Origin of the sequence: Flectobacillus major DSM 103 (genome assembly GCF_000427405.1) — a bacterium.
GTDB classification, from domain to species: domain Bacteria; phylum Bacteroidota; class Bacteroidia; order Cytophagales; family Spirosomataceae; genus Flectobacillus; species Flectobacillus major.
Genome location: NZ_KE386491.1, coordinates 2961986 through 2978494, shown reverse-complemented (window position 1 = coordinate 2978494; position 16509 = coordinate 2961986). Strand labels below are relative to the sequence as shown.

13 protein-coding genes are annotated in these 16509 nt (G+C 37.9%); 11 read left to right on the top strand and 2 right to left on the bottom strand.

Going from position 1 to position 16509, the window contains the following annotated elements:
• The first annotated feature begins 15 nt into the window (after window positions 1-15).
• Entirely contained in the window at window positions 16-1263 is a 1248-nt protein-coding gene (locus tag FLEMA_RS0123310) for a peptidase U32 family protein (protein WP_026997800.1), read from the top strand.
• On the top strand, window positions 1256-1480 hold the full coding sequence (locus tag FLEMA_RS0123305) for a ferredoxin (protein WP_026996065.1): 225 nt from the start codon (window positions 1256-1258) through the stop codon (window positions 1478-1480). The genes FLEMA_RS0123310 and FLEMA_RS0123305 overlap by 8 nt, the downstream gene beginning before the upstream one ends.
• Before the next feature lie 46 nt (window positions 1481-1526).
• Here FLEMA_RS0123305 and FLEMA_RS69715 read toward each other — a convergent pair whose 3' ends face one another.
• Window positions 1527-3770: a beta-N-acetylhexosaminidase gene (locus FLEMA_RS69715; RefSeq protein ID WP_044171895.1), complete on the bottom strand. Its 2244-nt coding sequence runs from the start codon at window positions 3768-3770 to the stop codon at window positions 1527-1529.
• 420 nt (window positions 3771-4190) lie between these two features.
• Here FLEMA_RS69715 and FLEMA_RS0123235 point away from each other — a divergent pair, with 420 nt between their 5' ends.
• The 5 genes from FLEMA_RS0123235 (at window position 4191) to FLEMA_RS0123200 (ending at window position 10947) form a co-directional block, all read left to right on the top strand.
• On the top strand, window positions 4191-7307 hold the full coding sequence (locus FLEMA_RS0123235) for an SbcC/MukB-like Walker B domain-containing protein (RefSeq protein WP_026996059.1): 3117 nt from the start codon (window positions 4191-4193) through the stop codon (window positions 7305-7307).
• A gap of 20 nt (window positions 7308-7327) precedes the next feature.
• A complete protein-coding gene (locus FLEMA_RS0123230) occupies window positions 7328-8089 on the top strand; it encodes a glycosyltransferase family 2 protein (RefSeq protein ID WP_026996058.1) in 762 nt (253 codons plus the stop codon).
• A gap of 34 nt (window positions 8090-8123) precedes the next feature.
• On the top strand, window positions 8124-8843 hold the full coding sequence (locus tag FLEMA_RS0123220; RefSeq protein ID WP_026997799.1) for a glycosyltransferase family 2 protein: 720 nt from the start codon (window positions 8124-8126) through the stop codon (window positions 8841-8843).
• 132 nt (window positions 8844-8975) lie between these two features.
• Entirely contained in the window at window positions 8976-9758 is a 783-nt protein-coding gene (locus tag FLEMA_RS0123210; protein WP_044171894.1) for a polysaccharide deacetylase family protein, read from the top strand.
• Between the two features lie 13 nt (window positions 9759-9771).
• Complete coding sequence (locus FLEMA_RS0123200; RefSeq protein ID WP_044171893.1) at window positions 9772-10947, top strand: glycosyltransferase family 87 protein; 1176 nt, start codon at window positions 9772-9774, stop codon at window positions 10945-10947.
• A 56-nt stretch (window positions 10948-11003) separates the two neighbouring features.
• Here the strand turns inward: FLEMA_RS0123200 and FLEMA_RS69710 are convergent, their stop codons facing one another.
• The gene (locus FLEMA_RS69710) at window positions 11004-11810 is read right to left on the bottom strand and encodes an FkbM family methyltransferase (RefSeq protein WP_044171892.1); all 807 of its coding nucleotides are present in this window, start codon (window positions 11808-11810) and stop codon (window positions 11004-11006) included.
• Between the two features lie 131 nt (window positions 11811-11941).
• Here FLEMA_RS69710 and FLEMA_RS0123165 point away from each other — a divergent pair, with 131 nt between their 5' ends.
• The 4 genes from FLEMA_RS0123165 (at window position 11942) to FLEMA_RS0123125 (ending at window position 16178) form a co-directional block, all read left to right on the top strand.
• Window positions 11942-12922 (top strand): glycosyltransferase, encoded by a 981-nt coding sequence (locus tag FLEMA_RS0123165; RefSeq protein WP_026997796.1) that lies wholly within the window; start codon window positions 11942-11944, stop codon window positions 12920-12922.
• Between the two features lie 146 nt (window positions 12923-13068).
• Window positions 13069-13941: a glycosyltransferase family protein gene (locus tag FLEMA_RS0123150; RefSeq protein ID WP_026996054.1), complete on the top strand. Its 873-nt coding sequence runs from the start codon at window positions 13069-13071 to the stop codon at window positions 13939-13941.
• Window positions 13942-14347: 406 nt separating this feature from the next.
• Window positions 14348-14947 carry an RNA polymerase sigma factor gene (locus FLEMA_RS0123135; protein WP_026997795.1) on the top strand — a complete coding sequence of 200 codons (600 nt, stop codon included), beginning with the start codon at window positions 14348-14350 and terminating at the stop codon, window positions 14945-14947.
• Between the two features lie 115 nt (window positions 14948-15062).
• Window positions 15063-16178 carry a FecR family protein gene (locus FLEMA_RS0123125; RefSeq protein WP_026996053.1) on the top strand — a complete coding sequence of 372 codons (1116 nt, stop codon included), beginning with the start codon at window positions 15063-15065 and terminating at the stop codon, window positions 16176-16178.
• Window positions 16179-16509 lie beyond the last annotated feature (331 nt).

The window sequence follows — 16509 nt, the reverse complement described above, 5'->3', positions numbered from 1 at the left end:
ATCAGTATCTGAAAAATGACAAAATCAACCATCGAAATCATGGCTCCTGCGGGCTCTTGGGAGGCCATGATGGCAGCTATCAAGGCCGGAGCAAATTCTGTATATTTTGGTGTAGAACAATTGAATATGCGAGCCAGACAAACCAATAATTTTACGGTTGATGACCTACCCGAAGTAGCTCGTATTTGCTCAGAAAAGGGGGTGAAAAGCTATATTACCCTCAATACCATTATTTATGACCACGATATATCTTTGATGCGTCGGATTATCGACCAAGCCAAAGAGGCTGGTATTACGGCTGTGATTGCCTCAGATTTGGCGGTGATGAACTATTGTCGTAAAAGGGGTATGGAGTTGCATATTTCTACCCAGTCAAATATTACCAATATAGAAACTGTCGAGCTTTTTGCAGATTATGCCGATGTTGTGGTATTGGCTCGTGAGCTTACCCTCAAACAGGTAGGCGATATAGTTAAAACGATTCGTCGAAATCAAATAACAGGGCCTTCGGGGCGTTTGGTCGAAGTCGAAATTTTTGCTCATGGGGCTTTATGTATGGCGGTTTCGGGCAAATGTTACCTGAGTTTACATTCGCACAACGCTTCGGCTAATCGGGGGGCATGTATCCAGAATTGTCGCCGAGAATATACGGTTATTGATAAAGAGGAGGGAATTGAGCTAGAAATCGACAACGAGTACATTATGTCGGCCAAAGATTTGTGTACCATTGATTTCTTGGATAAGATTGTCGAAGCTGGTGTTAGTGTTCTCAAAATAGAAGGTCGTGGGCGTGCCGCCGACTATGTCTATAGTACAACAAAATGCTATCGTGAGGCCGTAGATGCCATAAAAACAGGTACTTATACACCCGATAAAATAGCAGCCTGGCAAGAAGAACTCACCAAGGTATATAATAGAGGTTTTTGGGATGGGTATTATTTGGGGCGTAAAATGGGTGAATGGAGTAATCAATATGGCTCAGTAGCTACTCAAAAAAAGGTGTATTTGGGCAAGGGGCTAAAGTATTTTGAAAAAATTGGTGTTGGCGAGTTTTTACTAGAAAGCAACGAAATTATGCTGGGCGACAAGCTGATTATAACAGGGCCTACAACGGGTTATGTAGCAACTACAGCTCATGAAATCAGAATAGCGTCGGGGATTTCGGTTGAAAAGGCCGCAAAGGGCAATACCGTGTCGATTCCTATTCAGGAAAAAATTAGGCCCTCTGATAAACTTTATAAAATTGTATCAGCTCATGTTTAAGCTTATTCATTATCGTAATCGTTGTATTGGTTGCAACGCTTGCGTTGAAATAGCTTTTCAGCGTTGGCGAATGTCGAAAAAGGATGGAAAGGCTGTTTTATTAGGAGCTACTGAAAAGAAAGGGATTTACCAAATAACCCTTTCTGAAGACGAATTTCCTGAAAATCAACAAGCTTTGGAGGCTTGTCCCGTAAAGATTATTCAGATTGTGGCTTAAAGATAAATCCCCTTGCAGCGTAAAAAAACCTGCAAGGGGGATTAGGTTACTCTACCACTATTTCATCCACAAATAACCATGCAGGGTCGCCTGCACCTGTATAATTGGCAGGAATGGTTCCGTATACATTGGCCTTAAATTTAAGGTATTTAAAGCTCTTTTGCCCAACATTCAAATCAAGCGTTAGTACGCCTTCTTGACTAGGAACTGCCACATTTTGTTCGTGGATAAGTTCAAAGTTTTGCCCGTCGTTCGAGCCCCAAACGGCTACCAAACGTGGTATCCACACCCAGCTTGAGGGTTTGTGAAAAAAGCGAAGCGATATTTTGCTAAAAGACTGTTGATTAGGCCATGTCAGTACTCCTTCAAAATCTTGGTTGTTCCAGCCAAGCCACTCTTCGTCGTTGAAGCGACCATTGCCCCCAAACATTCCGTTGGTAAGTGCTGCAATACCCCCTCGCTGATAACGTTTGCTTGGTGGTGTAGTCAGTTGCATAAGCAATCCTGTAGCTTTATTAAAAGTAATTGTTCGGCTGATTTCATCGACAATCCTATCTTTCATTACGGTAGCCACCTTGATATTGGTGTTTTGCTTAATAGGAATTGGCGACTCATAGCGAAACGATTGTACGGTTGGTGTGCTACCGTCTAGGGTATAATAAATAGGAGCATTGTTGTTGTCGCAAAGCAAAGCCAACTGGATACTTTGGTCGGCTGCTCGTGTCGTCGAGGTTTTTATCTCAAAAAAATGCTTGGCATAATTCACTTGTCGGTAGTCCATGCGGGTGAGGTAGCTCCCCAAACGGTCGAGGAAATTTGTGTAATTACGAGCCTCTTTTTTTGACCAGCCTACTTCTGCCAATGCAACACCCCTTGGAAAAGTCATATATTCGGCATGCGAGCCAACAGGTACTTGCTCGGTCCAAAGGTTGGCTTGTGGGCCTAAAATATAGCTTTCTTCTTCGGCTGTTAGGCCATCGGGTACGGGTTCAAAGCTATAAATACGAGGTAGATTGATAAAACCTGCAAAAGCAATGGGTTCGTTGGGGTCTTCAGACTGATAATAGTCTAAATAACAATGCGATGTAGGTGACATAATGGCATTATGCTTCATTTTGGCAGCTTCAACGCCACTTTCCAAGCTTCGCCACGCCATAACGGTAGCATTAGGAGCAAGTCCACCTTCCAATATTTCGTCCCAGCCAATCATTTTACGTCCTTTCTCGTTAATGTGCTTTTCTAGGTTAGCCACAAAGTCACTCTGTAATTCTTCAATACTTTTCAAGCCTCTTTCCTTGATCCTTTTTTGACAATTAGGGCATTTTTTCCAAGCTTGCTTACTGGCTTCGTCGCCTCCAATATGGATGTATTCACTTGGAAAAATACTAATAACTTCGTCGATAATATCGTTCACAAAAGCTACTGATTCTTCTTTCGGACAAAATTCGCCTTGATACAACAGTTGCTTGCCTGTACTATCCTGACAAGCATACTGCGGATAGGCTACCAAGGCCGCATTTGAATGGGCAGGAACGTCTATTTCGGGAATAATAGTAATGAAGCGGTCTTGTGCATATTTAACCAATGCTCGCATTTCATCTTGCGAATAATAGCCTTCGTTGGTTGGCCATTGTGGCGACTTGGCGGTGTGCAAAAGCGGATATTTTTTACTTTCAAAACGAAATGCCTGACCGTCGGTCAAGTGCCAATGAAAACGGTTGATTTTGAGGCTTGCCAACTCGTCGATATATTTCTTCAAAAAATCAAATGGCATATAATGACGCGACACATCGAGCATTATGCCTCTGTAACCAAAGCGTGGTGAATCCTCAATTTTTACACAAGGAATATCCCAACGGGTCGATACTACTTTTTCTTTTTGCTCGATACTCGGTGGCAAAAGTTGCAAAATACTTTGTACCGCATAAAATACCCCCGCAGGTTCTTTGGCTTTAATTTCTATTTTGGTTGGACTTACCTGTAGTAGATACCCTTCAGGATTGTCAATGTGCTTGTCGAATGTAATCCGAATAATGTTGCTAGATGCTCCATTTGGGGCTTTTTTCAACGAAATTCCAGCCGCCAATTGGCATTTTTCAACGAGCGGTTTGAGGGCGATTTGGGTAATAGGGTTGTGGGTCAAATCCTGTATTCCTACCTTTGCATTGAGCTTGAATTGCCCTTTTTGTGGTGCTAAATGGCTCGGTAAAGGAATAATCGGATAGCGATTTTGAGCATTGAGATTTGTAAAACAAGTGAGGCTCAAAAACATTAAAAGTACTTTTTTCATGGATTAGAAAATTTGGGTGAATATTTCTATTATCAAGTTAAAGGTAGATACTTTTATACTCAAAACTACCTTGCTTTTGCCCTGTCGACTCTTATTTTTTGATTTTATTGTCAAAACAATAATTCCTATTATTCCTTTTTTAGCACTAATTTGCACCTGATTTGATGTTAGAAAAGTATTGAGGGTTGGTTTTTGGCAATGTTTCTATGTAGGGTGTAATATTAAAAAAACGCGTGACCGACAGAAGAACTTCTTAAATTTTTAACTTTACATCAATATAGAAAGACAATAAATGAATATAGAAAAGCTATGAAGCAAATAAGTGTATTGATACTTGAGTGATTAGAAGTTTGATTATCCAATAATTGTTAAGATAAAACGCTTAGAATAATATTTGCTTTAATACTCATTACGCTACTTATGATACCTATCAAGTTGTCCCTCAAAGGATTATACTCTTATCGAGAAACGCAGGTTATTGATTTTACCCAACTTACCGAAGCGTCTATTTTCGGTATTTTTGGAAAAGTGGGTTCTGGAAAATCGTCTATTTTAGAGGCTATTACGTTTGCCCTTTATGGCGATACCGAACGCATGAACAAGTCGGGCGACGACCGTAATTATAACATGATGAACCTGCGTTCGGATGAGTTGTTGATAGACTATGTATGTCAGGCTGGAAAAGAAAATAATACTTACCGCTTTACTGTAAAGGGGCGTAGAAATAGCAAGAAGTTTTCGGATGTAAAAACTTTTGAACGTAAATCTTACCAATGGATGTCCGAAATCAACGATTGGGCTCCTATTGAGGTGGAGGATTCGGCCGAAAAAATCATTGGTCTTTCTTACGAAAACTTCAAAAGAACTATTATTATTCCGCAAGGTCGTTTTCAAGAGTTTATTGATTTGCCTTTGTCGAAACGGGCACAAATGATGAACGATATTTTTCAGCTAGGTAAATACGACTTGGCACCAAAAGTAAAAGTACTCAAAGAACAAAATGAAAAACAGTTAGAAAATCTGGCAGGAAAACTCACTCAGTTGGGGCTAAGTACTCCCGAACAACTGGCTCAACGAGAGAATGAGTTGCAGGCTAACTTGACCCTTGTCAAAATCAAGGATAGTGCTTTGGCTGAGAAAGTTGCTGATGAAAAAAACCTTGATATTTTGGCTAAGTTGTTCAGGTCGTTAGAAGAAACCACTGTACGGCTGTCGGTTTTAGAACAACAAGCTCCTCATTTTCAGGATAAAGAAAACCGTTTGAAGCAATACCAAGCTTGTTTGTTGCATTTCAAACCGCTGTTTTCGCAGCAACAAACCCGTTTGGCCGAAAAACAGCGTGACGAGCAGGTATACGCCCACAAAATCCAACAACAGGCTGAGGCATTGACCCAAATTCAGGCTGAAGAAAGTCGTTTGCTGGCTCTTACACCTGTATTTAATCACCGTGAAAACCTGAAAAAAGAGGCTGATGAGTTGCAGTGGGTGCTGAAATGGAAGGAATATAAAACGCAAAAAATAGCCCTTGAAGTTAGAAGTGAAAAGGGTAAAAAAACAGAAGAATTACAAAAACAAAAAATACAAGCCCTTAAAAACGAGCGTATTGTATTAGACGAATCTTTGGCCAAAATTAAAAAAGAGCTGATAGATGTGCAGCGGGTGTCGTTGGTTGCCAATTGGTTTTCGCAAAAAAAACAAATACAGCATCAGCAAACAACTATCATAGAGTCGGGCAAAGATTGCAAGCTGAAAATCGACCAATTTGAAAAACAAATACAGGATTTGTGGCTTTCCGACGAATTACAAGCAGTACAGGAACAGCTCAAAACCTTGCTCACAAATGCCGAAAAGGTAGCTTTTCTCCACGAATTGAAGGCCGATTATGTATCAAAAGCCGAACTCCAACAGCAGCATATATCCTATTTAGAAACCCAAAAGGCATTACAAGCCTATGCCCAAGCCCTTATCGACAACGAACCTTGTCCGCTTTGTGGGGCGGTGCATCATCCTGCTAAGTTAACTTCTGAGGAGGATTTTACCCTAAAAATTGCACAAGAGAAAAACCTACAAAAGCAATGGCAGCAACAGGCTGAAAAAATAGAGGCTATCAAAACCAAATGTTTGCATTGGGAAGAAAATATTGCTTCTTGGGTAGCCGAACGTACTAAATATTTGGCTCAATACAAAACAGTACAGGCTCAATTGCAAGAACACGAGCAGGGTTTTGTGTGGTCGGATTTTGCAAAAGATGATGAAGAGTCGGTTCAAAAAGCCTTTGATTTGGCCAAAAATCAAGCCGAACAAATTAAACAAATTGAGGAAAGTCTGGTAAGTAAAGACCAAGCTATTAATCTGGCACAGGTAGAACTGGAAGAAAAAATTATTGCTACTTTACAGAAAATTGCATTGGAAATAGCCAGTAAAGATACTGAGTTGAAAACGGCAGAACAACAAATAAAGCAGTTTGCCTTGGCCGATTTTGAGTATCAAACTAATGATGCCATAGAAACCCAAATCAAAAATGTATTGCTGAAATATGAGCAAATTTCAAAAGAGTTTGAAACCTTGCAAGTACAAATCCAACAGCAGCGAGACCAGCAACATATTTTGCAAGGCGAAATAACGGCTTTACAGAAAAATATTGCCCAACATCAAACTTCGCTCGATACGCTCGAACAGCAAATAACAGAGCAGTTACGAGCTTCGTCATTCTTGGATTTGGCAGAAGTACAAGCGGTACTAACACTCAATTTGGCTGTAGAACAAGAACAAGCGGCTATTGATACTTTCAAACTTGACCTAAATACCAACAGGACAAGGCTGCAAGAGTTGAAAGCCGAAACCCAAGGCTTGCGTTATGACGAGTCTATTCATACACAACTCCAACAAGAAATAGCCCTGCTTGGCGAAGAACTGAATGCTTTGCGAAAGGAAGAGGGAGGTTTAAGGAATTTGGTAGAAAAACTCAAAAAAGATCTAGCCGACCAAGCCGAATTGCTCAAACAAAAAGAGGCTTTAGAACTCCGCAAAGCCGATATTGATACCCTCGCAAAGTTGTTTAAAAGCTCAGGATTTGTCAGCTTTGTGTCGGCTATGTACCTACAAAACCTTTGTAATCAGGCCAATGTGCGTTTTAGCAAAATGACTCGTCAGCAGCTACAATTAGAGATATATGAGGTACGCCCCGCCGAATACGACTTCCAAGTACGTGATTTACTCAACGAAGGACGTACCAGAGCCGTTAAGACCCTTTCAGGAGGGCAAAAATTCCAGGTGGCTTTGTCGTTGGCTTTGGCCTTGGCCGACAATATTCATGCTCAGACGCAATCGCAACATAACTTTTTCTTTTTGGACGAAGGCTTTGGTTCGCTCGATAAAGATGCTTTGGTAGAGGTATTTGATACCCTAAAATCGCTTAGGAAAGAAAATAGAATAGTAGGTGTAATTTCGCACGTTGAAGATTTACAGCAGGAAATCGACCGCTATATTAATGTATATAATGACCCCGAACAGGGTAGCGTAATTCAAGTATATTAAAGAACTTAATCGCTGTTTTTATGCAAAATTTTTCAAATATATCGGTCACTATTCTTACCAAAAATAGTGCGTCAAGACTTCGCCAGTGCCTAGACGCTCTGCAAGGATTTGACGAGGTTGTTATTTTAGACAACGGTTCTAGCGACAATACCCTCGCTATTGCTCGTGAGTATACCAATGTTCAGATTTATGAGCATCCTTTTTTGGGCTTTGGAAAAATGCGAAATATGTCGGTGAGCTTTTGTAAAAATGACTGGATTTTGTGGGTAGATTCCGATGAGGTTCTGGACAAAGCCTTGCTCGATACTGTCGAGTCGCTTCCATTAAATCCCCATCAATTGTATCGTTTTTTGCGAAAACAATATTATCATGGTAAGTATATCAACGGAGCAGGCTGGGGCAATGATAAGGTAATCCGATTATTCAATAAAAATAGTACTTCTTTCAACGACAAAGATGTACATGAAGGATTAATAACCAGCGGGTTACAGGTGGTAGATGTCTTGGGCGTAATTCATCATTATTCTTATGAAAATGCAACCCAGCTTTTGGCCAAAATGAACCACTATTCCACACTTTTTGCCGAACAAAACCAGCATCTCAAGCAAACACATCCTATTATTGCTTACCTGAAAAAAACTTTTCATTTTTGGAATTACTTCATTATCAAGAAAGGTTTTTTGTATGGTTATGAAGGTTATTTGATTTCATATTGTAATGCTCAAGGAGCTTTTTTCAAATACATGAAATTATATGAAATGAATCAGAAAGAAAAAGCCTAACTTGCATCTTTATTTTTTATGCTCTCTTTAAACAGTGAATCGAACAATTGTATTGGATATAGTGCATCCTTGTTATAATCCCCATCAGGGTTGGGAACAAGAGCTGGTACACTATTTTAAAATCTTCGTGACTAAGTTACCCCAAGAGGTAGCGGTCAATCTCTATCTTGTCGATGATGGCTCACTTCGGGGAGTTACCAAGGAAAATATCAATTTCCTCCATGAAAACATACCCTCTTTCCAGTATATCACTTATGCCCAAAATCGTGGTAAAGGCTTTGCTCTGAGGACAGCCATTGCCCAAACCAAAGGCGATTTGGTGATTTATACCGATGCCGATTATCCGTATCGGATGGAAAATGCTTGGGAAATGTTTCGACTTTTGTACCAAGAAAAATTTGATGTGGTATTGGGTGTTCGTGACGAGCATTATTACAGCCAGTTACCTTTTTTGAGAAAAGTGTTTTCGCTATCGCTTCGAAGCATGAACCATATTTTCTTTCCTAATATGTTTGTGAAAGATACACAGTCGGGCTTAAAAGGATTTAACCAACGAGGGAAAGAAGTGTTTTTGAAAACTCAAATCAACTCTTTTCTTTTTGACATGGAATTTGTGGTATTGGCATCGAGAAGAAAAGATTTGCGTTTGGCCAAAATATTGGTGCATGTGCGTGATGGAATAAGTTTTTCGTCGATGAGCTGGAAAACTATTCGACAAGAACTACTAAGCTTTTTGCAGGTAAAAAGGCAATAATAGCTTGTCTGTAGCCGAATGAAATGATTGGTAAGTGTTTGGTAGTCAGGTAGGTATTTATTTGGAGTATGTACACTAAGCTAGTGAGTAGATAATTAATGTATAAAATATTTTCAAATCAACAAATCACAGATGTTCAAGGCAATATTAACTTTTGATGTAGAAGAATTTGATGTACCACTCGAATATGGACAAATTATTCCTCTGGCTGAACAAATAGAAGTTTCTACCAAAGGAACATTGTTGTTGAAGGCATTATTAGAAAAATACCAGGTAAAAAGTACTATTTTTTGTACAGGTCAATATGCTCAGTTACAGCCAGAGTTGTTGAGGCAATTGGGTGAAAATCATGAAATTGCATCGCATGGTATGTATCATAGTAGCTTTGACCCCAAAGTAGATTTGTTGAAGTCGAAGCAACTATTGTCCGAAATTACGGGTCAGTCGATAGATGGCTTTAGAATGGCCAGAATGATGCCCGTAGAAAATCAAGATATACTAACAGCAGGATACGTGTATAATGCCTCGTTGAATCCTACTTTTTTGCCAGGTCGTTATAATCACTTAGACAAACCCAAAGTGCCTTTTTTACAAGATAATTTATGGCAGATTCCCGCTACGGTATCGCCAACACTTCGGTTTCCGATGTTTTGGTTGAGTTTTAAAAATCTTCCATTGGGTTTGTATAAAATATTTTCTAAAAATGCCTTGAATGCCTACGGAGCTATTAATCTGTACTTTCACCCTTGGGAGTTTACCGATTTGTCGCAATATGATAAGATACCCAATTATGTAAAAAAGCATTCAGACCAAGTACTGCTACAACGTTTGGAAGAATATATTCTTTGGCTGAAAAGTTTGGGCGTAGAGTTTATTACCATGAAGGAATATCTTCAACAAGTTTCAAAACAATAAATACCTAACCAAAATGAAAAATAGTAAGTTCGAGTTTTTTTTGAACAAGCGAAACATTTATATTATCTGGGCCATCGTGGGCGTTGCAATGGCCATGAAACAATATTTCGCAGGTGACAACCCACACGCCCATATCAACAACTTCATTATTTTTAAAACCAGTTTTTATCATCTGCTCCAACAAAAACACCTCTACGATTATCATCCCAATGAGTATGTCGATTTGTTTTTGTATGGCCCCCCGTTTACAGTTATGATAGCACCTTTTGCTATAGTACCAACGCTATCGGGTGTGGTGTTATGGAACGTTGCCAACTCGGTGTTGTTGGTATATGCCTTATTTGAATTGCCATTTTTTGATGACAAAACAAAGGCTATTATATCGTGGCTTTGTCTCAATAGCAGTATTACTAGCCTTATCAATGTACAATTTCATGGTATAGTTACTGCCCTGATTTTGTTTTCATATATTTTTATCAAGAAAGAAAAAGACTTTTGGGCGGCATTGTGTATTGTGCTTGGTACAATGACCAAGCTTTATGGTGTAGTAGGGCTAGCGTTCTTCTTTTTCTCAAAAAATAAACTCAAACTAATTGCTTCGGGTTTGTTTTGGATTGCGGTATTGTTTGTTTTGCCAATGGCTTTTAGTTCGCCAGCTTATGTATTACAGAGTTATCAAGAATGGTTGGCTATATTGGTGAAGAAAAACGCCATTAATGTAGTACTAGACAATCCTTACCAAGATTTATCGGTTATGGGTATGGTACGCCGAATTATGAGCGATGCCACTATTTCTAACCTATATTTTGTATTGCCTGCGGTATTGATTTTTGCTTTGGGATATACTCGTTATCCCTTGTTTAGTAATATCCGTTATCAATTATTGATGTTGTCTTCGGCTTTGATGATGGTAGTTTTGGCAAGTTCGGGTACAGAAGCTTCTACGCTTTTGATAGGATTTGTTGGGGTAATTATTTGGTATCAGCAAAGCCAACAAGGTTCAGTAGAAAAAGCCCTGTTTATATTTGCCTTAGTCGTAACCAGTTTTGGCCCTACCGACCTCATGCCCAAATTTATAAGAAACGAGTACCTTCGTAAATATGCCCTTATGATTTTCCCGATGTTATTGGTTTGGCTAAGGGTACATTGGGATATGCTGAGTATGAAAAATGAAGCATTGATTGACTAAAAAGTTGCCATGCTATTAGAACAACTCGCTCTGATAGCATGGCAGAGTATATTTTCCTAAATAGGATATGCTATAATGTCGAAGTGTTTCCAATCTATCATATTCTCTTTTTTGAGAGGCGTAATAGCAGCATCTTCTTCAAAATCATCCATTTTATTGATTTGGTATCCTTTATTAGCGATATAATCGTACAGCGCAAAACGCTCTTCTTTGGGCAAATCTTTGAAACATTCAAAAATAAGATTAGGTTTGTACTGGTCTATCAAAGCACTGATTGATTGGAGAATTTGGATGTCATATCCTTCTGCGTCTACCTTGATAAGCGATATTTTGTTGGTATTAGGGTATTCGGTATGGATAAATTTTTGTAAGTTAACGCCTTTTACTTTTTGCTCAAGGCCAAATTTGCCATTTTTTCCACTGATTCCTCCGTTATTGAAGCTAGCCTCAGACGAGCTATACGAATATTCGCCTTCTTCTACAGCAATAGCATAAGGAATAGGAATAATATTGGAAATGCTACGATTGAGGTCGGCATTTTTCTGAAGAATTTTAAATACCAAAGGGTTTGGGTCAAAGGCCAAAACCGTTCCTTCTGCTCCTACAGCAAGAGCCATCGGTAAAGTGGTATCGCCAATATGAGCACCAATATCTATGACAAAATCCCCTTTTTTGAGGAATTTTTTGTAAAAGTTGATTTGGCTACTACTAATGGTTTTTTCTTTTTCGAGTGGATTGAGCCAGCGAGTAAAATTGATAGAGCCGACATTCGGAATATTGATGACAATGGTTTCATTATCATATTCGCTGAATTTTCTTTTGGCAATAAATTTGGTGTATTTTTTCTTGAGATAATTAAGCATGTGCTTGAGTAATTAAGTTTAAAATTAGTCCTAAAGTTATAAATAATACTTGAATGTATACCTAGCCTCCAACGGAGATATTTGGTTTTAATTGTTAATAAATGGGATATTAGTCTCTGTTTTTCGAAGATATGCACGTATTAATTGCACATAATGCCATAATTCCTGCTCTTGAGTATGGTGGTACAGAGCGAATGATTTGGTGGCTAGGCAAAGAGCTAGTCAAGGCTGGACACAAAGTGAGTTTTCTGGTGGCAGAGGGGTCGGTTTGTCCTTTTGCCGAAGTACTGATTTATAACCCTTCAGTTGCGTTGAGCCTACAAGTACCCGCATATATTGATGTGGCACATCTGAGTGTACGTCCTCCCAATGATTTTTCCAAACCTTACGTCCTTACAATTCATGGCAACCCTCGTTCAGATGAAGTATTGGATTTGAATTCTGTATTTGTTTCTAAAAATCATGCAGAAAGGCATAATTCAGAGGCATTTGTGTACAATGGTATTGATTTTGAAGATTACCCTAAGCCCTCATACAGCCACGAAAGACGACATACCCATTTTTTGGGAAACGCTTCTTGGAAAGTGAAAAATGTAAAAGGGGCAATTCAAATAGCCAAAAAAGCCCAACAGCAATTGGTAGTAATGGGCGGGCATAGAATAAACTTTAAAATGGGCTTTCGGTTTACGCCCGACCGCCATGTAAGGTTTTATGGTATGGTAGGGGGCAAAATCAAATTAGACCTTATTCACCGCTCAAAAGCACTATTATTTCCTGTACTTTGGCACGAGCCTTTTGGTATTGCTATCATCGAAAGTCTGTATATGGGGTGTTGTGTATTGGCTACGCCGTATGGTTCGCTGCCCGAACTAATTATACCTGAGGTCGGATTTTTGTCGGACAATGCCAATGATTTGGCCGAACAACTCAAAAATACCGAACAATTTGACCCCAAAATTTGCCATGAATATGTACAAGATAGCTTCTCGGCAAAGCAGATGATGCAAAAATATTTGGAGTATTATGAGGTAGTGTTATCGGGCAAAACCATTAATAGTATTGCTCCAAAGGCACTATATAATTATCCTAAATATTTACCTTTTGAAGCTTGATAAAAGATACTCAAATTCTAAGGCATCAATGATATGCCGAGTATGAGATTTTACAGAATAATTGCTCAATGTCCTTTTTTTGTATATAATGTGCTGACTATAAAGGTTGTGGCGTATTTTAAAAGACTAAAAATTTTATTTGATTCATGAAAATAGCTGGATTTACATTTGTTCGTAATGCCATTAAGTTTGATTATCCAATTATAGAAGCTATTACTTCTATTTTGCCTATTTGCGACGAGGTAGTGGTGGCCGTGGGTAATTCGGAAGACGATACTTTGGGTTTGATAAAAAGCATAAACTCACCTAAAATCAAGATTATTGAAACTATCTGGGACGATTCGTTGCGTGAAGGAGGGAGGGTTCTGGCTGTTGAAACCGATAAGGCATTGGCCGCTGTTTCGCCCGATGTAGACTGGTGTTTTTATATTCAGGGCGACGAGGTGGTACACGAGCAGTATTTGCCTGTGATAAAAAAAGCTATGCAAGAAAACCTCAACAATAAGGAGGTAGAAGGGCTGTTATTCAAATACCTACATTTTTATGGTTCTTATCGTTATGTTGGCAATGCTCATCGTTGGTATCGTCGTGAAATTCGGGTAGTTCGGAATACAGGCAAAGTTGTATCGTATCGTGATGCTCAGGGGTTTAGGACAGCCGATAACCAAAAACTAAAAGTAAAACTCATAGATGCTTATATGTATCATTATGGTTGGGTAAAGCCTCCAGAGATTCAAAAAGAGAAAATTAAAAGTTCGAGTCGTTTTTGGCATGACGAAAACAAAGTGCAGAAAATAGCCCAACAGTTAGAAGCTTTTGATTATTCGGAAATAGATTCTTTGACGCTCTTTAATGGCACACACCCCAAAGTAATGCAAGCTCGGGTAGATAAAATGAATTGGCTATTTGATTTTGATATTCAAGAGAAAAAACTCAACCTGAAAAACCAAATAAAGATGTGGATAGAACAAACCACAGGCTGGAGAATAGGAGAATATAAGAATTATAAAATATTGTAGATACTGGCTGTGAGCTAGATAAACCTATTTAAAAGAGAAAGTCCTCCATATAAAAGGCTGTAATGTAAATTTGTTTAGAGAAAAAAATAAACAAATAAAGGCAGAGTAACTGTTGAGTTGAATAAAACACACGCTTTGATAGATAAAAAGAGGTGAATGAATACATAGATTCTGTTGTATTATAACTGAGCATCTATATCGGTACAAAAGTATCGAATGTGTTTCTTTGAAAGGATATTTAACTATACAAATATATTTTTGGATAAAAGTATTATAATTGTAAAAAAACTTATAGTTTTGTGTCAATCAAACACATTTAAACTTTTCAATGTATAAAAAAACAACAGAGCAACTGTAGGTATTTACAGATGCCCTTTGTGTTTGAGCATCCAAGAATCATTTGAATATGAAAATTGTAACATTACATACAAAGGAGCATGTTTCAGATAGCCTTTTATGGCTTAATTTCAAAAATGGAGATGGAGATGCCCTGAGCGAGTTGATGAGAAGATACTTTCGCTCTCTTTTGCAATATGGTACAAAATTCACTAAGAATAAATCGTTGATTGAAGATACAATTCAAGATTTATTCTTAGAATTATTAGAACGTAAAGACTACCTTTCTACGCCTGCTTCTGTAAAAAACTATTTATTTAAAGCACTTCGTAATAATTTAATTAGGGCAGTCAATAAAAGTAATTTATCGACTGATTTGCTTGAAGAAGATGATGAGCAAATGATTGAATTTGAAAACATCGAGTTCATGCTTTTGCAAGAAGATAATCTGAACGAATTGCTCTCTAAATTTAATGAATACTTCAAATTACTGACCAAACGCCAGAAAGAAGCCTTGTATTTACGATACTACGAGAACCTCAGCCATGAGGAAATATCTGTTATTATGGATATTAACAAACAGTCGGTTTCTAATCTTCTTCAACAAAGTATCGTTATTCTTAGAAATAACTGGTTAGCTTCAATATTTTTATTGAGTTTAATAGATTGATATTCAGTCGATTATTATTTTTTATAATTATTTGTCGTTTTTTTTGTCAAAAAACGAGTATCTCGGCTCTTCCTTTTTCTAATCTAAGTAAACAAGTACAAATTTTGATTTATATATGAATAACTATGATAATTTCAAGGCAATTGACTTTGTAAATCATCAAGCATTTAGGGCTTGGGTATTCAACAAAGAATTTGATGCTAATAATGATTTATTGCTTTGGTTGTCAACTAGCAAAAATAATCATCATGAAGTAGAAAAAGCGAGAATATATCTATTGAATATTCATAATATACAACCTGACATTTCGGAAGAATACATAGAAGATAAAATACAAGATTTTTGGAAAAAAGCAGAAGAAAAAAACTTGAATATTGAGGATTCTGAACCAACAAAGAAATATCGAGTTGTAGATTGGCTTGTGGCGGCAGCATCAGTTTGCTTAATTATAGGTCTGATATGGGTTTGGCTACCCAATAGAGAGCGAAGTGTGAATAGCTTAATTGCTGAATTATTTATAAACAATGAGTCGTCAGACCAAGTAGAAAAAGCCAATAAGGGAACAACAAGTATGAAGGTACTTTTGCCCGATGGCTCGGAGGTAACACTTGAACCTAATAGCTCGGTGAGTTATCCAGAAAAATTTGATAAAGAATTAAGAGAAGTAAGTTTAGTAGGAGAAGCTTTTTTTGATGTAGTACGTAATCCAGATCAGCCTTTTATTGTGCATTTTAACGAGCTGGTTGTCAAAGTATTAGGAACTAGTTTTACTATTAGAGCACCCAAGGGAGATAACAAAATGCAGGTTTTGGTAAAAACAGGGAAAGTATCAGTTTTTGAAAATAATGAATGGCAAAAACTAAAAGATAATATCAATCCTGCTGTTCATGGGGTAATCATTACAGCCAATCAAAAAGTAGAGTATCTTAAAGAAACGGCCAAGTTTGAAAAGAAATTAGTTGATAGCCCAGCCATTATCAATCCTGTCCTTTCTGAAAATGATTTTACTTTTGAGGAAACGCCATTGATAGATGTTTTTGAAAAATTGGAGAAGGCTTACGGTATCAAAATCGTGGTTGATGAAAATCAAGTAGCCAATTGTACGCTTACTGCTACTTTATCGGATGAGCCTTTGATTGAAAAACTCAATCTTATCAGTAAAATTATTCATGGCAACTATGAAATGATTGACGGACAGATTGTCATGAATGTGAAGAGTTGTAAGAAATAGCAGATACCTTAGGCGAGCAATAGAAAACAAAATTGCAGAATGATGAATATCTGGAATAACAATAACGTATAAAAGAAACGTTACTTATTTTTGGCAATTTACAAGCTGAATTATTTTTCAATACCATTAATAAATACAAACCTTAAACCCCCCAATTAATTATGAAGACATAAGTTTACTTTACTTGAAAAAGCCGATAGTGTTTGCACCACTACCGACTCCATTCCATTACGTCTCCCCCCAAACGGATTTGAAATTCGAGGTTTTTTTGCACAAAACCTCAAGGGAATATTTTGTCCAGATATGTCTAAAAACCGTACAAAACAGTCAA